Annotated in this window: 17 protein-coding genes; 2 read left to right on the top strand and 15 right to left on the bottom strand. The window is 42.1% G+C overall.

Features of this window, described 5'->3' with window-relative positions; all coding sequences use genetic code 11:
• From HPK16_RS05025 to tadA, 15 genes are all read right to left on the bottom strand, one after another.
• Positions 1 to 4,204: Ig-like domain-containing protein (locus tag HPK16_RS05025; RefSeq protein ID WP_181675913.1), on the bottom strand; the 4,204-nt coding region annotated here is incomplete at its 3' end.
• Positions 4,205 to 4,504: 300 nt separating this feature from the next.
• Entirely contained in the window at positions 4,505 to 5,179 is a 675-nt protein-coding gene (locus tag HPK16_RS05020; RefSeq protein WP_181675912.1) for a Crp/Fnr family transcriptional regulator, read from the bottom strand.
• A 160-nt stretch (positions 5,180 to 5,339) separates the two neighbouring features.
• On the bottom strand, positions 5,340 to 6,014 hold the full coding sequence (locus HPK16_RS05015; RefSeq protein WP_181675911.1) for a Crp/Fnr family transcriptional regulator: 675 nt from the start codon (positions 6,012 to 6,014) through the stop codon (positions 5,340 to 5,342).
• Between the two features lie 366 nt (positions 6,015 to 6,380).
• The gene (locus HPK16_RS05010; RefSeq protein ID WP_181675910.1) at positions 6,381 to 7,091 is read right to left on the bottom strand and encodes a Crp/Fnr family transcriptional regulator; all 711 of its coding nucleotides are present in this window, start codon (positions 7,089 to 7,091) and stop codon (positions 6,381 to 6,383) included.
• Positions 7,092 to 7,298: 207 nt separating this feature from the next.
• The gene (locus HPK16_RS05005; protein ID WP_181675909.1) at positions 7,299 to 8,474 is read right to left on the bottom strand and encodes an MFS transporter; all 1,176 of its coding nucleotides are present in this window, start codon (positions 8,472 to 8,474) and stop codon (positions 7,299 to 7,301) included.
• Between the two features lie 22 nt (positions 8,475 to 8,496).
• Complete coding sequence (locus tag HPK16_RS05000) at positions 8,497 to 9,297, bottom strand: HAD family hydrolase (protein WP_181675908.1); 801 nt, start codon at positions 9,295 to 9,297, stop codon at positions 8,497 to 8,499.
• Positions 9,298 to 9,350: 53 nt separating this feature from the next.
• A complete protein-coding gene (locus HPK16_RS04995) occupies positions 9,351 to 9,536 on the bottom strand; it encodes a hypothetical protein (protein ID WP_181675907.1) in 186 nt (61 codons plus the stop codon).
• Positions 9,537 to 9,552: 16 nt separating this feature from the next.
• Positions 9,553 to 10,545, bottom strand: coding sequence for an ROK family protein (locus tag HPK16_RS04990; protein ID WP_181675906.1), 993 nt, complete (start codon positions 10,543 to 10,545; stop codon positions 9,553 to 9,555).
• 194 nt (positions 10,546 to 10,739) lie between these two features.
• The gene (locus HPK16_RS04985; RefSeq protein ID WP_181675905.1) at positions 10,740 to 12,977 is read right to left on the bottom strand and encodes a S8 family peptidase; all 2,238 of its coding nucleotides are present in this window, start codon (positions 12,975 to 12,977) and stop codon (positions 10,740 to 10,742) included.
• On the bottom strand, positions 12,974 to 14,038 hold the full coding sequence (locus HPK16_RS04980) for an ATP-binding protein (RefSeq protein ID WP_181675904.1): 1,065 nt from the start codon (positions 14,036 to 14,038) through the stop codon (positions 12,974 to 12,976). Before HPK16_RS04980 ends, HPK16_RS04985 begins: the two co-directional genes overlap by 4 nt.
• Positions 14,039 to 14,254: 216 nt before the next feature.
• Entirely contained in the window at positions 14,255 to 15,994 is a 1,740-nt protein-coding gene (gene cydC / locus HPK16_RS04975; protein ID WP_181675903.1) for a thiol reductant ABC exporter subunit CydC, read from the bottom strand.
• The gene (cydD, locus tag HPK16_RS04970) at positions 15,994 to 17,709 is read right to left on the bottom strand and encodes a thiol reductant ABC exporter subunit CydD (RefSeq protein WP_181675902.1); all 1,716 of its coding nucleotides are present in this window, start codon (positions 17,707 to 17,709) and stop codon (positions 15,994 to 15,996) included. Before cydD ends, cydC begins: the two co-directional genes overlap by 1 nt.
• Complete coding sequence (gene cydB, locus HPK16_RS04965) at positions 17,709 to 18,722, bottom strand: cytochrome d ubiquinol oxidase subunit II (RefSeq protein ID WP_181675901.1); 1,014 nt, start codon at positions 18,720 to 18,722, stop codon at positions 17,709 to 17,711. Before cydB ends, cydD begins: the two co-directional genes overlap by 1 nt.
• 1 nt (position 18,723) lies before the next feature.
• A complete protein-coding gene (locus HPK16_RS04960) occupies positions 18,724 to 20,148 on the bottom strand; it encodes a cytochrome ubiquinol oxidase subunit I (RefSeq protein ID WP_181675900.1) in 1,425 nt (474 codons plus the stop codon).
• 443 nt (positions 20,149 to 20,591) lie between these two features.
• Positions 20,592 to 21,065 (bottom strand): tRNA adenosine(34) deaminase TadA, encoded by a 474-nt coding sequence (tadA, locus tag HPK16_RS04955; protein WP_181675899.1) that lies wholly within the window; start codon positions 21,063 to 21,065, stop codon positions 20,592 to 20,594.
• Positions 21,066 to 21,495: 430 nt separating this feature from the next.
• On the opposite strand from tadA, the gene HPK16_RS04950 reads away from it, so the two are divergent.
• The gene (locus HPK16_RS04950) at positions 21,496 to 23,079 is read left to right on the top strand and encodes an acetate--CoA ligase (RefSeq protein ID WP_181675898.1); all 1,584 of its coding nucleotides are present in this window, start codon (positions 21,496 to 21,498) and stop codon (positions 23,077 to 23,079) included.
• 72 nt (positions 23,080 to 23,151) lie between these two features.
• Entirely contained in the window at positions 23,152 to 23,592 is a 441-nt protein-coding gene (locus tag HPK16_RS04945) for a GNAT family N-acetyltransferase (RefSeq protein ID WP_181675897.1), read from the top strand.
• The last annotated feature ends 31 nt before the right edge of the window (positions 23,593 to 23,623 follow it).

Genomic DNA, 23,623 nt, shown 5'->3' with positions numbered 1-23,623 from the left:
CCAAGCTTTCTGGTCCAGCAACAGATACGTCTTTTGTATCAATGATAGTGCCTTCTGAGTTGTAACCAATCATTTTAACTACGTCTGTTTTGTCTGTAATCTTATCTTTTGCGTAATATTGTAGCGCACCTGATCCTGTTACTGCCACGGCTGGGTATACTTTTCCGTTGACTGAAATGGCTACTTTTGTCACAGAACCTGTGTAAGTTCCTGTCACATAGCTGTCTGCGCTAACGATGAATTCTTTTGGTGTTACTGTACCTACTAATAACTTGCCATCTTTTAATGTTACTTTGGCACGAGATAGTTCTTTACCTGATGCATCTAGAGCTACGATGTACGCGTCTTGTGTTGTCGCTGTAATTTTGTCTTTCGCGTAATACGTGAAGCTTCCGCTTACTGGAACTGTTGTATATTTTGTGTCGCCAACTTGTAGATATACTTTTGTTGCGTCACCAGAAACGGTTGCTTTGACACTAGAATCATAGCCAACGTAATAAGGAGCAGTGACAACTACGCTACCTGTTGCTTGTTTTGTAACGGTTGTGCTAGCACTTGATGTTTTACCATCTTTCGTCGTTGTTGCTGTAACAACGCTGTCTGCTGCTTGTTTTGGAATTGTTAAGCTATAGCTACCGTCTGATCCTACTGTTCCTGTTGCAATCGTTGTCGCACCATTTTTTACTACGATTGTTGCGTTTGGTTCGCCTTTTCCTGAAACAGTTGTTGAATCATTCGTTAAGGCATTAATTGTTGTTTGCGCGATGTCTTTACCTTCTGTTACTGTTGTCGAAGCGCTTGATGTTTTACCATCTTTTGTTGCTGTTGCTGTTGCAATTGCATTTGCTGCTTGTTTTGGAATCGTCAAGCTATAGTTACCGTCTGATCCTACTGTTCCTGTTGCAATCGTTGTTGAGCCAACTTTAACAACAAGTGTTGCGTTTGGTTCTGCTTTCCCTGAAACTGATACAGAATCTGTTGTAAGAGCATTAATCGTCGTTTTCGCGATGTCTTGGCCTGCTTTTACAGTTGTAGAACCATCTGATGTTTTACCGCCTAATGTTGCTGTTGCTGTAACAACTGTTCCTTCTGCTTGTTTCGGAATTGTAAGACTGTATTTACCATCTGATCCTACTTTTCCAGATCCGATAGTTGTTCCAGCAGCGTTTTTGATAACAATCGTTGCGTTTGGTTCTGCTGTTCCTGTTGCTGTTGTTGCGTCTGCTGTTAGTGTATCAATCGTTGTTGCCGCAATACCGTCACGTACGACAGTTGTGTTTGCGCTCGATGTTTTACCATCAGCAGTAGCCGTTGCTGTAACAACAGTTCCTTCTGCTTGTTTAGCGATTGTCATGCTATAAATGCCATCTGAACCTGTACGGCCTGTTGCAATTTGCGTACCTTTTTGGTCTTTGACAACAACTGTTGAATTAGGTTCTGCTGTTCCTGAAACAGATGTTGAATCTGTTGTTAGGGAGTTAATTGTTGTTTTTGCAATGCTTTGACCTGCTGTTACTGTTGTAGTAGCACTTTCTGTTTTACCGCTCTTCGTAGCAGTTGCTGTTACGACTGTTCCTTCTGCTTGCTTCGGAATTGTAATGCTATATTTACCATCTGATCCTACTGTTCCAGATCCGATAGTCGTTCCTGCTGCGTTTTTAATCACAATGCTAGCATTTGGTTCCGCTGTTCCTGTTGCTGTTGTTGAATCGGCTGTTAGTGCGCTAATTGTTGTTGGGTTAATGCCATCACGTACGACTGTTGTGTTTGCACTTGAAGTTTTGCCGTTAGCTGTTGCAGTTGCTGTTACGACTGTTCCTTCTGCTTGTTTTGCAATCGTCATGCTATAAATGCCATCAGATCCTACGCGGCCTGTTGCAAGTTGTTTACCATCTTGATCTTTTACAACAACTGTTGCATTTGGTTCTGCAATTCCTGAAACTGATGTTGATTCAGTTGTAAGTGTATTAATTGTTGTTTGATCAATACCATCACGTGCCACAATAGTTGATGCTGTAGATGTCAAATCTCCTAAAGAGGCTGTTGCTGTGATAATTGTTCCTTCTGCTTGTTTTGCAATCGTTAAGCTGTATACGCCATCCGATCCTACACGACCTGTCGCAAGTTGCTCACCATCTTGATCTTTTATAACAAGCGTTGCGTTTGGTTCTGCTGTTCCTGAAGCAGTTGTTGATTCTGTTGTTACTTTGTTGATTGTTGTTGTATCAATTTCACCACGAATAACTGTTGTTTGTGCAGTAGATGTTTTACCATTTGATGTTGCTGTTGCAGTTACGACTGTTCCAGCAGCTTGTTTTGGAATTGTGATACTGTATTTACCATCAGATCCTACTTTTCCAGATCCAAGTACATCACCAGCGCTGTTTTTGATTTCGATAGTTGCATTAGGTTGTGCTACCCCTTCTGCTAAAGTAGATTTTGTTGTTAACGCTGAGATTGTTGTTTGTGCAAGATCACCTTGTGTTACTATTGCAGTTGCTGAAGAAGTTACATCTCCAAGTTTCGCTGTTGCTGTTACTCTTGTGCCAACATCTTGTTGTGGAATAGTAATACTATAATTTCCGTCTAATCCTACTTTGCCGGAACCAATAACTTCACCATTTGCTTTGATTTCAATATCTGCATTCGGTTCTGCTGCTCCTGTTGCTTTTGTAGAATCTGTTGTTAATGCCGCGATTGTTGTTTGTTCAATAGTCGCTTGTTTTACTGTTGTTGTAGCAGAAGATGTCATTCCGTTAGAAGTAGCTGTTGCTGTTACTTTTGTATTCGCAGCTTGTTTCGGAATTGTAACGTCATAGTAACCGTCTGATCCTACTTTGCCAGTTCCAAGTGTAGTTCCTGCAGCATCCTTGATAACGATTGTTGCGTTTGGTTCTGCTATACCAACTGCGTGTGTTGAATCTGTTGTAAGCTCATCAATAGTTGTTTGTGCGATATTCGTCATAGCATAGCTACCACCGAAAAGTTTCGCTGTTGTTTTACTTACAAATTGTGATTGGTATTGAGCGCTGTTTGAAGTTAAGCTCTTTTGACTGATGTTACTTTTATCCCAACCAGATAGAGCAAATGTCGCTGTTGTGAAATCGTTGTAGTTATGAGTTGGAAGCTCGTTGTTGATTAGGCCTGAATCCCAAGTTGATAACCCTTTATCGGAGTTAATGTTAATGCTTGTTGAACTTCCCGCGTAGTTGGCAAAAACAGATCCAATAGCATTCGTATTAGTAATGGCAAAGTTCGAACCATTTTCAAATACTAATTTTCCACCTGTTTGAACTGTTCCTTGTTTACCTGGTGAAGTTGCAACAAAATCTGCGCCACTTTGAACTGTTAAATTACCACTTGTAATAGAAATACCTTCTTCAGTCAAGTCGCCTGCAGTAGCTTTGAATTTAGCTCCTGATTGAACAACCATGTTTCCGCCTGAACCTGCTGTATAGATTGCTTGCTCAGTTGTAGATGTTAGATCCATGTTACCCGCAACAGTGATTTGTGTATTGCTGTTATGACCATAAACAGCCATATCCTTCGCTTTTACTTTCAAATCAGAGTTTGCTTCTTGTGTCATGCTTCCGTATAAACGAATAGCAGGGCATGAAGAGGTAGAAGAGAAATCAACGTTTGCTCCATCTTTAATTATGAAAGTTGTTCCTTGATAAACTTCTTCTGATGTAGCACTTGCTGTAATGTTTCCTTCTAATACTGTTGTACCGTTAGCGTTATAAACAAATTGTTGACCGCTAGATTTTACATCCTTGTAAGTGACTTTTACGCCCTTATATTCTGACCAGAATAACGGATATATATTTTGATTTGTGATTGTTAGATCTTCCACGCGATTGACTGAATCGGTTTTTGCAATTCCAATTCTGTTGAAGCTCATATCAATCGAATGTCCATTACCATATAGATTTTTTTGTGATGTGAAGTTAAAGCTTGTTGTTACTTTGATATCTGCTGTTAATTTAATGTCTGTTACACTTGTATTTAATAATGCTGCTTTTAGTTCAGCAAATGTTGCTACCTCAGTTGCATTAGCAGGAGCTGCTGTTAAGATTGCACTTTTAAGGGCAGCTTCACTTGCGAATACGTTAACAGGTAAGGTACTTAACAATGAGCTCCCTACCAATACAGTCGCTAAGGCGATGGTTCCACTTTTTTTGATGATATTTTTTTTCGTTGACATTAATAAATGTCCTCCTCTGATTTAAATTAATTATTAGTAATATAGTTGCGCAACTATTTTTTGGACTGAATTCAAAAGAGTTAACTTGAATCAATCTGACTGTTTTGTTTTTTCATCATTTACACCCTTTCTCAAAAAAATGTCCAAATAATTCATTGACAGTTATTGTAATTCGTTTTTTTATAAAAATGAAAATACTTATATATTAATAACTAGACTATCGGTTGACGAATTTTTCTTTGAAATACGGAAACTAGTTTACAATGCAATACAGTAGCTTGTTAGTCAAGTGATCTCATTCTATGCGTATGCAATCTCTTTCTTATTTAAAATGTATTGGTGAGGATCAGTAGTAAAAATACCCTCGTTCACAAGATTACGATATAAGGTTGTCATATGCTGACGAGACATACCCAAGTAGTTTGAAACAATCGATTTGGTGAAGAACTTCGGTATTATAATGTGCTCGTCGTCTTCTTCTCCATAAAGCTTTCCTAAGTGAGTGAGTGTCGAGATAAGTCGGTCTTTTGTATCTTTCATTTGCCACATTTGCGCCTGCAACAATTTTTTATTTGTTTCTTTCATATATTGAAAAAGGTAAAAAGCACCTTCTTGAGAATACATCAACTTGCTCATTACTTCTTTTTTCGAAAAACGCCATGTCGTTACATCGGTCAATGCAATGACACTTGTTGCAGATTTTTCATTTCCCAATATATCGTTCATACCGACGATATCATGTTCGCCAACAAAGTAAGTAGCATGTTCATTTCGCCAAGCTACACAAACACCTGATTGGATAAAATAAATGTAGTCATGTATAAGATTTTCAGAAAGTATTTTTTCTTTCTTATAAAATATTTTCTCTTCTTTATTAATCGGATAAGAGCTTGTATCTGATAATACTTTTAATAACTGTGTACTACCAAATTGTTGGTTCATGACGTCTTTATCAAATAATGCCATATAACTCATGTCCTGATAGCTCCTTTCTTTATTGCCTTTTCGATATACTAATCTTACCATGTTTTTTTTTCATCGGAAGGAAAGTATACGTCACAAAAGTTACTTTATTTCATATTTTTTGTGAACGCAAGCTTTTTAGATTTATAAACCAATTTCATGTCGTCTATCATTATATGGAGGAAAGCTGATCAAGATACACAATCATGCCATGCGGTTCGTCGTGGATGATGCCTTCAACTACAAGTAACTTAAACGCGTTGGTAACTGCTGTATAACTTACATTCAAATAATTAGCAATCATTTTTTTAGAAAAATATTTTTCTGTATATATGCAATCGTTTCTTTCTTCACCATACAAAAAGCTTAGTTCTAGCACTACATCTAGCACTTTATTGCGAACCACATCTGATCTAACAAGATGCCGTGTCAATGAATCTGTACGACTTGCTATAATATCTGCCACTAAACGAAGGCCCTGTGTTCTTTTTTGTATTTTAGTATGCACATCTTGTAATGTCATTTTATATAATTTCATTTTGGTTAGCGCTACAATACTCATCCTTATTTCACCGCTAACAATGATATTTTCTACTCCAAGGCATTCATTCTGTCCTAAAAACTGAATAATGATATTATCTTGCATCACCATAGCAACACCAGAAACAATGATATATACATCCGTTAACCTCGTATTTTCTGCTAGGATAACTTGATTATCTTCTATATAATTTGTTTCATAAGGAATGCTATATGCGTCGTCTGCTATTAAATATTGTTTGAATTCATTATTAATATGTTCCTTCTGTTGCAGATTTTCATTTAAAATAGTAGCACTGTTCATCATTGATACACTCCTTTTTAATTTCGTTTTATGTTGTCTCAATTTGTTTACTTACACAGTATAGTCCTTTTTATAAATTCCTGCTTTTCCCCCTTTAGTCTACAGTTAGAATATTACCGTTCTAGCTATACTAAGTTATGGACTTTAAAACTCCACATGTACTACTCTTGGTATGCGTTTATCCATAATTGTGAATGCTTGGTGACATTTATGGATCATGCAATTATTCGCTAAATATTCCTTTAGATGCATGTTTTCGGTTGAAATATACCAAAAATGCACATCTAACCCCTCTCTTGGCAAAGATGTGCATTCCATATATTCCTTCTTCTCTTGACTAATCACTCACTATAAAATTAGCCTCTGCCCTTACTTCACAGCATCTATCGGTATTTCCTCTTGTACCATTAGCTCCTGAAACTTCTTCACATTTGTAATAATCCACGGTTTTTCACTAGATATCAATATACCCTCGGTTTTCAAAATTTGTAATACAGAGGCTACTAGGCTTTTGGAAACGTTGGACATATCTGCTAGTACCACGTAGTTAATAAAATCCGGCAACTCGATACAATTTGAATTCACGTGGAAACCCATATCCATGAGCAACTGTAAATTGAAGTAAATCCGTTGTTTCGCAGTTAGATTTGCTCGGATAGAAGCCCGGAAAAATCTTCTGCGTGTACCCAAAAAATGCTGAATTAGGATGGAATTCTGTGGATCCTTCTCACTCAAAACCATCTGAAAAAATAAGCTATCAATTTCCCAACCAAGAACATCTGTTACAGGCTCATAAATAAGATCTGCTGGCACATCTCCCACATATTCCGGTAATATACAAAAATCACCAGGGTGTAAAAAATATTGAAACACGACCTTATCTTCATTTTTTCTGTATCCCAACTTAATTATTCCTTCTTCTATTGCTAAAAGATTTGTTCCCATGTTATTCTGCGTTATTGCTTCTCCCTGCTTTATTCTCCTTTCACGAGCAAATCCGTAAAAATCTGGATGACTTTTCACAACTTTCAAAGTGTCTACATATTCATCAAAATTTGGAAAATTTGATACTCTACTCATTTTTTCCCCTCCTATACTATTTTAAAAAATTCCAGAGCTGGCCTCTACTACCTAGTCATCGTGTAGAGATAGCAACTATTTTCACCTCACAATCAGTTACTATCTTACAAATGTAAGTACCCTCTGATTTCACAAAAAAACAGAAACTAAATATATGTAACAAAAAATAAAAACCGTATCCAACGAAAATCTGGATACGGTTTTTCATTATGCATTTTGGCGTATTTTCGCAACATTACTCGTAAAAAGTCCTGCCACACAAATCGCGATAAGTACAAAAATAAACGCGTTCAGCAAGCCAAAATAATTCGCTAGGAAACCAAGCAACGGCGGCCCAGCAAGCGACGCACCATAACCCGCCAGCGTCACCAAACTTACACGTCTCACCGCATACTGACTCTCGTCCCCAGCCGCCGAAATCGTCATCGGGAAGCCGAGCGAAGCGCCAAGTCCCCACAGGAATATCGCGATGACGCAGAGCGCGACGGAAATTTTCAGGATGACTAGAAGTAGGCCGATTGCAGCGAGTGCCACGGCGATGCGGAGCAACAACACGCGGCCATACGTATCAATCAGGCGCCCACTCACCAAACGCCCGCTAATCATGCCCGTCAGGAAAACACCATAAATAACTGTACTAAAACTATGCGAAACGTTGTAGCCATCCACCATCGCAAGCGGAATCCAATCATTCGCCGATCCTTCAACAAACGCGAGACATAACGCCATAATCGCCAGCGCTACCGTCCGTTTATTGAGCCACAAACGCTTGTCCGCAGCGCTTTCTTCCGCGTTCGCCTTCTTATCCGCCGCAGAATCCTTGCCAATTCCCGCCGGCACAAATCGCGTCGAAATCATCAGAAGCGCGAACAATAAGCACGCCACAATCGTCAAATGCAGGCTGACCGAGATGCCTAACTTGATACAAATCGCCCCGACTCCAGCGCCCACAAGTGTTCCAATACTAAACGCTGCATGCAACACCGGCAAAATCGTCTTTTTGATCCGGTATTCAATCTCGGTTCCTTCTAAATTCATCGCGACGTTACACATTCCCGCCCCCATTCCAAAAATGAACAGCGCCGCGAAAACCACGATTTGGCTTGCGACAAGCGCACCAATCGAGAGTGCGATGAATCCGCTAAACATGAAAAAAACACTCGTCATAATCGCAAATCTTCCACCACGCGCCCGGACAAACACGTTGGCCAGCACCAATCCTAGAATCGATCCCATCGACAATCCAAGTAAAATAATCCCCATCGTTCCCGTCGTCGCGTGCAGCGCGTCCCGCAATTCCGGCGTTCGCGAAATCCAGCTCGAAAAACTAAAACCACACGTCGTAAAAATAACTAAAATCGCATAATACCACTTTTTCTCCATAAAAACTCCCTTTTCTATCTGTTTACTGTAGCGTCAACATCCATTTAATCGTATGCAATACGCCATCCTCATCATTCGACCGCGCAATAAAATTCGCCGCCGCCTTCGTCTCAGGAAAACCATTCCGCATCGCAAAACTGTAAAGCCCAGCCTCCATCAGCTCCAAATCATTCAGCCCATCGCCGAAAACCATCGTCTCATCATGGGTCACGCCAAGAATCTCCTGCAATCGCGCCACCGTTGTCCCTTTATGAACACCAACATCCGAAATATCAATCCAAGCACCCTCCGACGCAACGATATACGCTTTATCAAAAAAATCAGCAAGCTGCGTACGCGTATGAAAACTGTCCTCTTTCTCATCATATACAGAAATTTTCACAAAATCAACATCAATCTCGCCAAAATCAGCTACCCGACGCAACTCCGAATAAGAATGCTTCATCCGATTAAATATCGCATCCGGCACCGTATCCTTCACAACCGCACCCGCCGACGTACACGCAATAATAACGTAATCCAGACGATACGCTTCCAATTTTGCAATCATCTCGAGCCCCAACTTATTCTTAATCAACGACTCATAAACAAATTCACCATTATGCTTAATTCGCGCCGCGCTATCTCCCAAAATCCACAAATCTTCCGTATTCTCAGGTCCAAAAAGTTGCTCCACACGGTCACATTGCTTCCCAGTACACGCCGCAAACGCCACATTTTTCTGTGCCATCAAGCCCTTAATTTCCTGATAAAACTCGCGGTTATACGCACCCTTACTATCCAAAAACGTCCCATCCATATCCGTAATCACTAATTTAATCATGCCCCTACCCCCATGCTTCTTATTTTCTCAATTAAATCTCTATTGATAATGCTTTATTTACAACCCGCATCCGAAAAATTCAATATACCCGTGCCCGCTACTTCACACGTCGCTAAAATTCTTCTGATCGGCACAATCGTGAAATAATTGATTTCTTGATTCAGAGCAAGCATATACAAGCTGTTTGTCGAAAACCACCATTTCACCTGAAATTGCCGCCGATATTCTTGTTTTTGCACATGCAGCAAGTCCCTCTTATTTCAGATTCATAAATGCTAAATGCGACATCGCTAACCACTGCAATCCCGCCATTACATCTTTATCAAACGAAACCGCACAATGAAAGTTCGGCTTATTTGGCTGCTCCTGCAAAACATCATTTTCTAAAATCAACTTTTCCAACTGCCGCTGACTCAACCCTTCCATATGAATCACAAACGTATGCGGCGCCAAGAGGCTGTTGTAAATACATAAGATATCCAGCAAATTTCGCGCCGACTCCTCGAACGAACGAGGTAATGCTTGCCCGATAAACTGCGGCAAATAACGAATTTCACCCGCTAAACCATCCTGCCCTCTAAAAAGTCCATTATTGTGAAAAAGGCTCGCGCCCGGCATGCTCATTGGCAAATAATAAATCCCAACTACATAATCACGATCCGGGATCGCGGCTTCTTTGCAATAACCTACTGTTGCTAGATTGGCGTCATTTTCAATACGGACAGGAATGCCGAATCGATCGCCGATTTCTGCTTCTAAATCCCAGCCGTCAAGTGTATCATGCCAGCTCACTGCGATTTTGGAACCGATTTGTTTACCTGGAATCGAGATTGCGATATTCGTGATAGCTAGTTTTTGAGCGAGTATTTCCGTAATAACCTCTATCACCGCGCCAATTTCCACGACTTCCATCGGCTGATTTCGCGTTAGTTTGATATCGCCACGCATATTTACAACTTTGGCAACAATATGTAATTTCCCAGCCGTTTCTTGGATCGAAATTAAGAGATAGTGCTCCAAATCATAGTTGAAATGATAGTGCACAGACGGCCGACCAAGCTTTGGATGGATCAATTCGCCACCGATAAACTCGCCAGCCTCCACCAGTTCTTTGACGAGACCATTGACCGTGACCGTGCTTATATCCGACTCGCCAGCCAATTTCGCCTTTGTCGCGGATCCGTATTTAAACAACACGCTTCTAACTTTATTCAAATTCGCCGCTTTCACGACATGCTTATTTTCCATTCATTTCATCGCCTCACAATATATTTCGAACACTTAATTAAGAACCTTAATTATATAAGGATTCAGCAAAATTGTAAAGCCTTTCTTTGTAAATGACGTTCATTTTGCAATTTTAGTCAGTAAAAAAAGCGGCCCATCTACTCAAGTCGCTTTCGGATTCATGATGATTTAACTGCTAGAATATAAATATCGGTTTATTCAAACTCAATATCCTCATTTACTTTTTGATTAATATCAAGTCGAAGTTGAACATCCAGTTTATTAACTAGCCAGCCGTTTAAATAACAATTGCTAATAAATTCATCTATTCGATTGATGCCATTAATCTCTTTTAACGTTACTACTACACCAAAACGAACCCCTACACCATCTTCTGGATTCAATCGATTGTTCGTTTTAACGCTCATGCCCCAGTTTTTATTTTTTTCATACGCCTTTTTTGGTTCCATTCTATTTTTGGGCTTTTCAGCTACATATTTCACATTGTCCCATTTTCGAAAATTCGATCTTGCTTCCCCCTCCAAGAGATAGTGTTTCTCACCATCCAACTCTTCCTCTAAATTTTGCTTATCATCTTTTATATCATTCCAGCCGCCGTCATCCTTCATTCTCCCAAACTTGATATTTAGCTCTGTATTCGTATAATCTACACCTTGCGCTCGATCACACATTGGAAAATAACACATCGTTACTCTTGCTATATAAGGATATTTATCATTATGAAGCGGAATTGGGAAACTATAATTATACGTATTCCATTTTTCACTTATATCTGAAACTAAGAATTGGATTTCATCATCTTGGGTTTCAACAATTTCTGTTATATTAATAGGCACAACCCCATGTCCATACAAAGCAATTTCATTTGGAGTTGGGCTCTCGTTCCAACCTCTTGCAGCATCTATAATCAATGCCTTCGCAACCTCTCTGTTCAAACCCAAAATATCAATAAGATACGATAATTTTCGAGCAATCCACGGCGCCGCAAATGAGGTTCCTGCAACATTAGCTTCCCCTAATGGCTCACAAACTTTAATATACTGCTCGATACTTCCACCATAGTAACTAACATCTGGCTTTGCAAAAAATGATAGTGCGATACCTTTTCTCGCGTACTTTGTTGATAGCCCATTCTTCGTCACTGCATTTACTACCATGCTATTAATAGAATCCGCAGGTGAGCCTATTTTTTCTATATTTTCATTAGGCTTATTAGTACCCGCAACCACAAAAATCACATCATTTTCATATTGGATTTGGTCTAATATTGCTGATTCTGCTGAAATAAAATTATCATTGATCTCTTGATTACTGCCCAACGAAATATTCCATACATTGATATCTCTATTATTCACTATGATTTCTTTTATCTGTTTGGTAATGGTGAATGAAGAAAACTTAGATCCTGTTGCTACGCCAAAATGCCTTACCCTGAATCGCCCACAACCATCATTAAGCCAAGGATTTAACCGTGGACCATCTACAATGATAGAGGATACAGCTGTGCCATGCTTATAATCATTTGCATTTTTAGGAATATTGTCATCCACCATGTCCTTATACTCCACCCACGATCCAAAGTAAACCCTTTCATCAAATAATGTATCAATAACACCTATAGTCGGCTCGATGCTCGGATTAGGCATATGTATTGTACTCTGCTGATAGTCTTGTATAAAATTCGATGGCGCTAACTCAGATATATCTACAGTTGCCATCGAAACTAGGTACGGTGCTTTTTCAAATAAAAGCTCTAATTGATTGGTATCCAAATAAACCGTTTGATCATCCAAAATTCTACTTGATAAAATATCAATACCTAGCTTGTTTAACATTTCTTTTATATCTATATTCGTGTTATATAGCGTCACAATACTTTGCTTTGTTTGTTTCTGGGCTGCTTCAATCTCGAAATCATCTATATATGAAACATCTGCTATCACTTGCTTAAACACTGATTTTGATATGGAGGCATCCTTAAATAACAGACTAAATTGTTTCTCTTTATCATCAAATATCTCCTTATTTATACTACCGGCAAAAAAATTATTTAAGGCTATATTAGTAGTATCAAGTAAATCCATACTTTTCTCCAAGTCATCTATACTAATAAAATAAGTAATAATATGCTTTGTCTTATTATCATTAAATTTTGCTCCTACAACAGCACTATTAGAATCCTTACCTTTAAATAATCCGCCAATCCTATTGCTTTTTGCGGCAATTTTATTATAATGCACACTAATTAAAACACCATCGAACGGCTTTGTCTCTTGCATCCAAAATGATTTTATTTGACCGATTTTCGCTTGTAATCTAGCGAGCTTCTCGCTAGTAACTATTTCTTTACTGTTCATACTAGCCCCACCCCCACTGCCGGTTCTAGATGCTTGAACAAACCTTTTCCCTCTCAATTCTAGTACATTATTCATGGTTGTTTGTCCTCCCCATTTAATTTTCTAGATACGGTACTCTTTGACTCACCCTTTAGCATCTCTATTTCTCTTACCGTAAAGCCTTGCTCAGACAACTGTTCAATATCCGTTTTTTCAAGGTTCCCGACTAAATGATTGTATAATCTTCTCAAATAATCATAACTATTGTTCACATCACTGAACGCTAAAGATGTTTTGATAATATTCTTGAGTTCTCCTGGATAAGGTAATCGTTCTGCAGTTTTTAGTAGCTTTTTAAATAGTCTTATATTTTTTGAAATCCCCTTAAAATTCTTCACGTATGACGAAAAATATAATTCTGCAACTTCGATTAAATCATCTTTATTATACCGATTAAAATTAATGACAGCATCAAAACGCCTAGATAGCGCCTTATCAAAATTTTGAAATAAATTAGTCGTTGCGATAATGACAATTTCTTCATTTAAATCCGTTAATCTATCTAATTCTCTTAAGATAGCAGAAGTTACACGCCCCATTTCACGCACATCATTATTATTAACCCGGTCCAACGCGATGACATCTATTTCATCAAATAAAATAACTGTTTTTTCGGGGTAGGGAATTCTGTTTATTTCGCTAAATACTTTTGTAATATTTTTGTTAGTTTCACCAAGCTTGCTATCCACCAAATTATCAAAATCTACATAGTATAGCGTTCGATCAAGTAATCTCGCTACGTGTTTTGCGGCTTCTGTTTTCCCACTACCAGGCAGTCCTTCAAACAAAAATTTATTGATACCCATGTTGTGATTGATTGCATTAATTACGCCCTTAACGTCATCCGCTATTTCAGCAGGTAAACTTAATGGATCTGAAATCTTTACTTCTATCGCCTTTAAAAATTCACTTTCAGAATCACTTGCCTGTGGGACATAAAGATTGGATTCAGCGATCAATCCCATGATATACTCCGCCAATTGGTAGTCACCGATGCTATCAAAATGTCTAGCAATAGTTATCGCTTCATTTCGAAAGGCATTCTCATTTCTTTCCACATGGTATTTGATTAAATTTAATACATTTTGTTTCTTCATAATACGCCGCCCCCTGTTTCCTTCTTCAGTAAGTATATCACATAACGGGACAAAAAAATATAATTTGGGACATTTATAAGTTTTCCGGTGTTGCATCTTGTAATACGATATCTATTTCATAAGCTTCCATTTTCGTACACCTCTCACTTTATGCAAAATTGGTATTATGATGCACTCAAAGTCCAAAAGAGTGCATCACAATACCTAGCTACTATATCAAATCCTAATAGGTCGATCCAACTCATACAAATGACGATAACGTTCTTCATTCGCTAGCAACTCCTGATGCGTTCCGTCCATAATTACATCGCCATTCTCCAAGAATAACACCCGGTCCATTTTCTCCACGCCAACCAGATGATGCGTCACCCAAACAAGCGACTTCCCTTGCAGCGTCTCAAAAATCGTGCCGAGCAATTCCTTCTCCGTAATCGGATCAAGTCCAACAGTCGGCTCATCTAGCACAACAATCGGCGTATCCTGCAGTAGAATCCGAGCCAGCGCAATCCGTTGACGTTCGCCACCAGAAAAGCGCGCGCCCATCTCCGTCATTTGCGTATGATATCCATCTGGCATGCTCATAATAAAGTCGTGTAGCTTCACCTGTTTCGCGACCTCAGCGACTTCTTCATCCGTTGCATCCTGATTTCCCATTCGAATATTGTTCAGCACCGTCGTATTAAACAAATGCGCCTTCTGATTCAGCATCGAAATCATCTCCGAAATCTGCGGCCGAAGCTTCGCGACATCATCCCCATTCAGCGTCACCGAACCCGATGTCGGCGCCAAAGCACCTTGCACCACTTTCAAAAAGGTCGATTTCCCCGTACCACTACGACCTAAAATAGCGACCTTCTCACCCTGCTTCAACTCAAAATCCAAATCACGCAAAACAGGTTTCGCATCTGTGTAACCAAAAGTCAGTTTTTCCGTACGTAAAGTTACATTTTCCGTATCGATTGCGATTTTTTCAAGTGCGCCTTCCTCTTCCCAAGTCAGAAGTTCCGCGTCCTCAATCTCTTCCAAACGCGCAATCGAATCCTTATAAAGCGATCCATCACTAACCGCATTACTCACCGGAATAAAGCTCTCCGACAGAGCCAAAATCGCCAACACAAACGCCGCGATAAACGTCGGTTCAAAAACGCCATCCACGACTTGCTCGTTTGTCCAATACACCATCGACAGCACCATAACACCGATAATCAGCTGCCCAATAAAGTCCCGCAACGTTGCAAAGCGCGCCTGCTTCGTCTCCGCGGCAAGCAGTAATTTCTCGTCCGCCTCATAATCCGCGATAAAGCTTTTTTCACGACCACTGAACATCCAGTCACTAATCCCGAACACCGCGTCCGTGAATTTTTGATACAACTTATTCCGCTCCTGTTTCATGTACGCATTTTTCCCGCGCGCGTAAAGGAGCGAAACCCAAGGCATCACAAGCACAAGCAGCGCTATATACGCGAAAAATAAAATCGCAAACGGAATCGAAAAGACGCCGAGTGAAATCACAATGCCACCATATAAAACCATCGCCACAATATTCGGTAACAGCGTCGTCAAATAATAATTTTGCAAATGCTCAATGTCATCCGAAAGCAGCCCCAAAATGTCCCCCGTCCGGTAACGCGAACGCATCAACAACGCCTGCGGTTCAATGATTCGGTACAAACGCACACGCATCTTCGCCAATATACGCAAAACGAGCGAATGACTCGCCAGCCGTTCAATATATCGCGATACCGCACGCATGATTCCAAATGCCCTAACCCCAACGATCGGCACATAAATCAACAAAATCGTCTCCGGAATCGTCGCTGCCGTCGAAATCAAATACCCCGACGTAAACATCAGCGCTCCGGTTGAAAATACCGTTAGCAAACCAAGCAAGATAACCCAGAGGAAAAGCGTCCGATTTTGCTTAATATAAGGCCCAATCCAGCTACTTTGTCTCATCAGATCTCCTCCAATTGGGCTTTGATTAATTTTGCATAAAAGCCATTTTTCGCGAGCAATTCCGCGTGCGTTCCAACTTCCACAATCGCGCCATGATCCAGCACAATAATCCGGTCCATCTCAAGCATCCAATGCAAACGATGCGTCGCAAAAAAGACAAGACGGTCCGCGAACAAATCAAGCATCGGCTGCTTCAACTCATACTCCGTCTCAATATCCAAATGCGCAGTCGGCTCATCCATCAACACAATCCGGCGATCACTGAGGAAAGCCCGCGCAATCGCGATCCGCTGCTCCTGGCCACCACTCAGCACACGGCCAGCCTCACCGACAAGCGTATCATAACCCGCATCAAGCTCCGCAACCAAATCGCGCAACCCAGCCGCATTCGCCGCCTGCTCCACCGCCGCGTCATCACTATCCGGCGCATAAAAACGAATATTCTCCCGCACCGTCTCGTGGAACAAATAAGGATGCTGCGGAATATACGTCACCTGACTCTGCCATGCCGCATCACGCAACTGCACACGCTCCTCCTCATTCCACAAAAACGCACCATCCGTCGGTTCCAAAAAGCCACTCAGAACATCGATCATCGTTGACTTCCCAGCCCCCGTTGCACCAATAATCCCGACTTTTTCAAAACCAGTCACCGTAAAATTAGCCGCATCAAGCGAAGCCTTCGAATCCGGCTGATGTTGCACCGTCACATTTTGCAAAGTAAACGACGTATTCGCATCAAAATCCAAAACCTGGCCCGTCGCAACTTCCGTCATATCCTTATCAATAATCTCCTGAATCACGCGCCCAGCCTCTTGTCCATCCAGCGTCGCGTGATAATCCGAGCCAACCTCACGAACCGGCAAAAAGTACTCCGGCGCTAAAATAAGTATCGCGAGCGCAGGCTGCAAAATCATCGTAGACTCAATCAAGCCTAAGCCCAGAAACACCGCCACCGTCGCGACCGAAAGCATCGTAAAGAAGTCCAGCGCAAACGAAGACAAGAACGCCATCCGCAAAGTCCCCATCGTCGCCTTCCGGTAATCCTCACTCACCTTCGCAATATTTCCCTCGTGCGCGCGACTAATTCCCAGATACTTCAACGTTTCCAGTCCCTTTAACGAATCCACGAAATGATTCGACAACACCCGATGCGTCTCAAACTGGCGATCCGCCTGCGCCTTCGTTGCCAGCCCAATCATAATCAAAAACAGAATCAAAATCGGCAGCGTCAAAATCAGAATCACGCCCGACGTTGTATCTTCCATAAATACGTAGATTAAAATCATCACCGGAATAATCGACATGTTCATCAATTTCGGCAAAAAAAGCTCCAAATAACGTCGGAAATCCGCGACACCTTCCATGACCATCGTCACGACTTTCCCTGTCCCCTCCGCACTCGTAAAACGCGGCCCAAGTAGAAACAGTTTCGAAAGCAACGCCTCACGCATCGCCGTCCCCGTTTTCGCAGCATAATCATACACAATTTTGCGTTTCCATACATTCAAAAAATGCCGTACAAGATAAGCCCCCGCAAAGAGGCCTAAATCGAACAGCGCGTCACCCCACGGATCCCCGTGAAATAGTGTTGTAATCGCAGTTGCTAAGTATTTTGCCATCGCGATGATAGCCGCGCCCTGAACAATTGTCAGGACGGCTAACATAGCAAGGATCGGTTTTATACCTTGGTATTTCAATAAATCTCTACCCATTAGTACGTCATTTTCTCCTTACTGGATACACGCTTGCGGAACACATAATAGCTCCAGATTTGATAACCTAGTACAAACGGCAAAAGCGTCAGAGCCACGATTGTCATTACTTTTAGCGAATAATCGCCGGATGCTGCATTGTGAATCGTTAAATCATACAACGAGCTTGTCGAACTAACCATGACACGCGGGAATAATCCTGCGAAAATCGCGCCAATCGTCCCAACAATTCCAAGTCCACTAAAGGCAAACGCCCAACCTTCGCGCCCCTTCCAAAGAGCAAGCGCTGAGATTACGTAGAACACGACCGTTGCGCCAATCATAATCGGCAACAAAATCGGACGCGCTTGGAAAATATCCGTGTAGAAGAACGCCATCACAACGAAAATCGCCAGAACAGGAACCGTTACAAACCACATCCGTTTTGCAATACGAGTCGCACGTTCACGAAGATCATCATGCGTACGAAGCGTAATAAACAGCAAACCGTGGAAGTAACAAATTAGCGTCACTGTCAACCCGCCCATAAGCGAGAACGGCGTAATATAATCAAAGAAACCTGCATTCATATTCATTTCACTATTAATCGGCATCCCCGCAACAAGTGACGAGAATAAGACGCCAAGCAAGAACGGCGGCAAAATACTACCGATAAAAATAACCCAATCCCACGTCTTCACCCAAGCTTTTGTATCATGTTTCCCGCGGAATTCAAACGAAACACCACGGCCAATGAGCGCCAGTAAGAAGAATACAAGTGGAATATAATAACCACTAAACATCGTCGCATACCAGTTAGGAAACGCCGCAAAAATCGCGCCCCCAGCCGTTAGCAACCAAACCTCATTCGCATCCCAGAACGGTCCAATCGTATTAATTAAAACACGACGTTCCAAATCATTCCGAGCCACAAAACGAGTCGACATCCCAACTCCGAAGTCAAACCCTTCTAAGAAGAAAAAGCCGATGAAAAGTACAGCAACTAAAAGGAACCACAGTTCGTTTAATTCCATCTTATTTCGCCCCCTTTAGATCAAATGGATCAACAGACGCTGGTGTTTTCTTACCTTTTTTATCATCATGATCGTGTGCAAATGGCCCAGCTTTAATTTCACGAACAAATAGCCATACGAGTACAATCGCGAGCGCTAAATAGATCGCTGAAAACGCAATGAGTGAGAACAGTATCGCGCCTGCCGAAACGTTCGGTGAAACCCCGTCCGCCGTTGACATGTAGCCAAATACTACCCACGGTTGCCGTCCAACTTCCGTCATAATCCAACCCATCGAGTTCGCGATGAACGGGAACGCAATCATTGGAATCATCAGACGTAGATACAATTTTGAAGTTGTCAAACGTTTGCGCCAAGCAAGGAAAGCTCCCCACAAGCCGAATAGAATCATTAACATACCTGAGAGCACCATAATCCGGAAGCTCCAGAATGACGTTTTAACAGGTGGAATGTAGTTCATGTCCGCCCCGAAACGATCTTTATACTTCTCTTGATACTCGGCCTGTAGCGATTTCATACCTTGCACACTACCAGAGAACGTCGAGTAGGAAAGGAAACTTAGCGCATACGGAATATTGAGTTCCCACGTGTTTTTCTGGTTATCAACATCAATCCCCGCGATCATCGTCCACGGTGCCGGATCGGCTGTATCCTCCCAAATCCCTTCCGTCGCAGCCATTTTCATCGGTTGCGTTTTAACAAGATATTGCGCTTGTTGGTGACCACTGAAGGCCGTACCAAAACCACCGATAATAACGAGCACGAGCGCGATCTGGAACGATTTTCGGAAAAAGTCCACATCTTGCTTTTTAAGTAATTTGTACGCGCTGACCCCAGCTACAAAGAACGCACCCGTCGCGAACGCACCAAAGATAACGTGTGGGAATTCCACAAGTAACTGTCCATTCGTAATAAGCGCCCAGAAATCGTTCATTTCCGCACGTCCATTGATTTCTTGGAACCCTACTGGATGTTGCATGAATGAGTTCGCTGCTAAAATCCAGAACGCGGAGAAAACCGTTCCAAGTGCAACAAGCCAAATACAAGCTAAATGTAATTTCTTGTTCAAGCGATCCCAACCGAAGATCCAAAGTCCGATAAACGTCGATTCCATAAAGAAGGCAAGTAGCGCTTCAATTGCAAGCGGTGCCCCAAATACGTCCCCTACGAATCTCGAATAATCCGACCAGTTCATCCCGAATTGGAATTCCTGAATTATCCCTGTTACTACCCCTACCGCGAAGTTAATTAAGAACAAATGTCCCCAAAACTTCGACATTTTTTTGTAGATTTCTTTTTTCTTCACAACATACAGTGTTTCCATAAGAGCAACCATAAATACAAGTCCAATAGAAAGTGGTACAAATAAGAAATGGAACACGGTTGTTGAGCCGAATTGAAGTCTAGCTAAGAAAAGTTTATCCACCTTTTTTCCTCCTTTTGTGTTATTTGGGCGTTTAACCCTTTTTGTTAGCGTTATTATAATTTGCCGATTGTATACTATACACGTTAATCGCTTGTGAAAAACTGTGAATACTGTTACGTTTGGTTGTGTTTTAATTCACAAATAATATTGCAAGAAAAGAGAGCAGTCAAAATCCCCTGTCAGCTTGAAAATTATCTATATTTTCAGCCTTTGTCTATTTTCTCACATAAATATGTATAGCTCGGTTCATTAGAATAAGTTTTACCTAATTCTTATTCTATCTCATTTCACCCTAGATTTGTTTAGTTCTTTTGGTTCTATTTTCATAAGGGAAAACGTGGAGGCGTGAAATGAGACGGGTAGCTCACTTAAGTGGCATCAGTTTATTGCGCATTTTTTCACATAAAAGGATGTAATGGATGTTACTTGCATTAAAATAGGTATTAAGGCTTCTTTTGCTGTTTTTTCTTCGCACGCAAATCTCGGAAAAAATTGGTCAAGATGGCACCGCATTCATCAGCTAAGATTCCCGATTCGACTTCGCATTGGTGATTGAAGCGCGAATCTTGGAGTAGATTCATGAGCGTTCCCACTGTTCCGGCTTTTGGATCGGGCGCTCCGTAGTAAACCGTGTCGATGCGGGAAAGTAGAATCGCACCGCTGCACATTGGGCAAGGCTCTAACGTAACGTAGAGTTCCGCGCCTTCGAGTCGCCAAGCATCTTTATTTTTGCAGGCGTCTTGGATGGCTAGAATTTCAGCATGCGTGATAGCATTTTTCGTCGTTTCACGGAGATTGTGCGCGCGTCCGATGATTTCATCGTTAAGCACGACAACCGCGCCAATCGGGACTTCCCCTTTTTCGCGTGCTTTTTCGGCCTCAAGCAGAGCCTCGCGCATGTAGGTTTCTTTTTGCATGGATGTTTCCCCTTTCGATATCTTCTTTATTTTAGCATAGGTATGCGGTTTATGTCTTTTATTTGCTTTGATTCGATAGATATAGTACCATGTATTAGTAGTAGGTCATAAAAAAGATGCTGAAGGCGCTCGTTCAGCCCTGAAAGAATTTGTTAGAGGGCGCAGTGAAAAACCTCTTTTGTTTTTTGCGGAGGCCACGAAAATTCCGAAGGGCTAGCGCCTGAAGCTCGCTAAACAGGATGCTGAAGGCGCTCGTTCAGCCCTGAGAGAATTTGTTAGGGGCCGCAGTGAAAAACCTCTTTTGTTTTTTGCGGAGGCCACGAAAATTCCGAAGGGCTAGCGCCTGAAGCTCGCTAAACAAGATCTCGAAGACACCTACGCCATCCACGGAAGCACACAAAACTAACCTAAACCAAGGAGATGTTACAATATGAAATCTGAAAATTTAATTGCACCTGAATTTTATAATATCACCGACGAGATTGCACAATTTGACTCGGAGAAAACAGCGCTAATTTGGCAGAATGAGGCTGGGGACGTGAAGGAATGGTCTTATCATTATTTGTTAGAGCAGGCGAACCGGTTTGCGAATGTGATGAAGGATGCTGGTATCGGGAAGGGCGACCACGTGATTGTGATGATGCCGCGCTTGCTTGAGACGTACGCGGTTTACATGGGGATTTGGCTGACCGGCGCGATTATTATTCCTGCATCGGAGCTTTTGAAGGCGCATGATTTGGAATATCGGATTCATCATGCCGGTGTGAAAGCCGTGATTGCGGACGAGCGTTGTACGGCGGAGTTTGATAAGATTGTGGACGCGCCTAGTGTCGTGACGCGGATTGTTGTTGGTGCGGACGGCGGGTGTGATGGTTGGCTGGGTTATGAGCGGTTGATTGAGGACGCCGACGCCGAATTTGAGAAAGTAGCGACGCGCAAGGATGATCCTTGTTTGCTGGCCTTTACGTCAGGCACGACGGGAAATCCGAAGGGTGTGGTGCACGTGCACGGTTGGGGTTTCGCACATATTCGGATTGCCGCGGACCACTGGTTGGATATCCGCGAGAGCGACACGGTTTGGGCAACTGCTGGACCTGGCTGGCAAAAGTGGGTTTGGTCGCCGTTCTTGTCCGTTTTAGGCAAAGGCGCGACGGGTTTCATTTATAATGGGCGTTTCCGTCCCACGAAACAGTTGGAACTTTTGCAAGATAAGCAGGTTAACGTGCTTTGTTGTACGCCGACGGAATACCGTTTGATGGCGAAGGCGGATCACTTGGATTCGTATGATTTGAGTCATTTGCGCAGCGCCGTTTCTGCTGGTGAGCCGCTGAACCGCGAAGTGATCACGGTTTTCCAAGACAATTTTGACATTAAGGTTCGCGATGGTTATGGTCAGACCGAGAGTACGCTTCTGATTGGGACGCTTGTGGAGTTTCCGATTCGTCCGGGCTCGATGGGCAAGCCGATTATGCCGGAGTACATGGCGATTATTGATGAAAATGGCCAGCCTGTTGGTGTCGGCGAAATTGGCGATATCGCAATGCGCAAAGATTTCCCAGCGCTGTTCCAAGAATATTACAAAGAGCCTGAGCGTCTGGAAAAAGCGATTCGTGGCGATTATTTCGTGTCCGGCGACCGCGCGTACCGTGATGAAGACGATTACTACTGGTTCCAAGGCCGCAACGACGATATTATTATTAGTTCGGGATATACAATTGGGCCATTTGAGGTGGAGGACGCGTTGACACACCACCCGAGCGTAAAAGAAGTCGCTGTTGTGGCTAGCCCTGACGAGATTCGTGGCACAGTTGTGAAGGCGTTCATCGTTTTGAAAGACGGTTTTGTGGGAGATACCGCGCTTGTGAAAGAGTTGCAGAACTTCACGAAAGAACACACCGCACCGTATAAATATCCACGCCGCATTGAATTTGTAGAAAATTTGCCGAAAACCGATTCTGGAAAAGTTCGCCGTGTGGCATTGCGCGACACAGAATTCGCGAAAATCTCACAATAATCGTTGCTAAATCGTGCGAAATTGGGTACAATCATTCCAAGTAACTTGCTTTTGAGAGAGGGAATGGTATAGATGGAAACACGGTTTATAGAAGCTAGCGAAACACACGATTTGCGCCACCGCGTGCTGATTCCAGATCATCCAGTGGAAGCGCTGGTCTATCCGGGAGACGAGGATGAGACGACGTTTCATGTTGGGGTGTTTGATGATGAAGGACGGCTGGTCGCGATCGGGAGTTTTTATGAAGAGTCGGATGATCATTTTGAAGGTGAAAAACAGTATCGATTACGCGGGATGGCGAGTGATTCGAAAGCGAGGTTGCAAGGACTTGGTAAAGCTGTGATTGTGTTTGCGGAGGAAGAGCTCGCGCGACGTGATGCCGATTTACTTTGGTGTAACGCACGCGTAATTGCGACTGGATTTTATGAAAAAATGGGATTCTATTCGGTTGGAGAAGAGTTCGTGATTCCGAAAATTGGCGGACATTATCGGATGGGGAAAGATTATAAATGATGCAACAAAGCCCAAATCTCTGGTCGGAGAT

The sequence above is a fragment of the Paenilisteria rustica genome (genome assembly GCF_013820765.1).
In the GTDB taxonomy this organism is placed as follows: domain Bacteria; phylum Bacillota; class Bacilli; order Lactobacillales; family Listeriaceae; genus Listeria_A; species Listeria_A rustica.
This window is presented reverse-complemented; position numbering and strand designations above follow the sequence as displayed.

Excerpts from the sequence above, each read along its gene's own strand:
- HPK16_RS05020 (WP_181675912.1), bottom strand. The coding sequence starts at position 5,179 with ATGAGTTATATGGCATTATTTGATAAAGACGTCATGAACCAACAATTT.
- HPK16_RS05015 (WP_181675911.1), bottom strand. The coding sequence starts at position 6,014 with ATGATGAACAGTGCTACTATTTTAAATGAAAATCTGCAACAGAAGGAA.
- HPK16_RS05010 (WP_181675910.1), bottom strand. The coding sequence starts at position 7,091 with ATGAGTAGAGTATCAAATTTTCCAAATTTTGATGAATATGTAGACACT.
- HPK16_RS05005 (WP_181675909.1), bottom strand. The coding sequence starts at position 8,474 with ATGGAGAAAAAGTGGTATTATGCGATTTTAGTTATTTTTACGACGTGT.
- HPK16_RS05000 (WP_181675908.1), bottom strand. The coding sequence starts at position 9,297 with ATGATTAAATTAGTGATTACGGATATGGATGGGACGTTTTTGGATAGT.
- HPK16_RS04990 (WP_181675906.1), bottom strand. The coding sequence starts at position 10,545 with ATGGAAAATAAGCATGTCGTGAAAGCGGCGAATTTGAATAAAGTTAGA.
- HPK16_RS04985 (WP_181675905.1), bottom strand. The coding sequence starts at position 12,977 with ATGAATAATGTACTAGAATTGAGAGGGAAAAGGTTTGTTCAAGCATCT.
- HPK16_RS04980 (WP_181675904.1), bottom strand. The coding sequence starts at position 14,038 with ATGAAGAAACAAAATGTATTAAATTTAATCAAATACCATGTGGAAAGA.
- cydC (WP_181675903.1), bottom strand. The coding sequence starts at position 15,994 with ATGAGACAAAGTAGCTGGATTGGGCCTTATATTAAGCAAAATCGGACG.
- cydD (WP_181675902.1), bottom strand. The coding sequence starts at position 17,709 with ATGGGTAGAGATTTATTGAAATACCAAGGTATAAAACCGATCCTTGCT.
- cydB (WP_181675901.1), bottom strand. The coding sequence starts at position 18,722 with ATGGAATTAAACGAACTGTGGTTCCTTTTAGTTGCTGTACTTTTCATC.
- tadA (WP_181675899.1), bottom strand. The coding sequence starts at position 21,065 with ATGCAAAAAGAAACCTACATGCGCGAGGCTCTGCTTGAGGCCGAAAAA.
- HPK16_RS04950 (WP_181675898.1), top strand. The coding sequence starts at position 21,496 with ATGAAATCTGAAAATTTAATTGCACCTGAATTTTATAATATCACCGAC.
- HPK16_RS04945 (WP_181675897.1), top strand. The coding sequence starts at position 23,152 with ATGGAAACACGGTTTATAGAAGCTAGCGAAACACACGATTTGCGCCAC.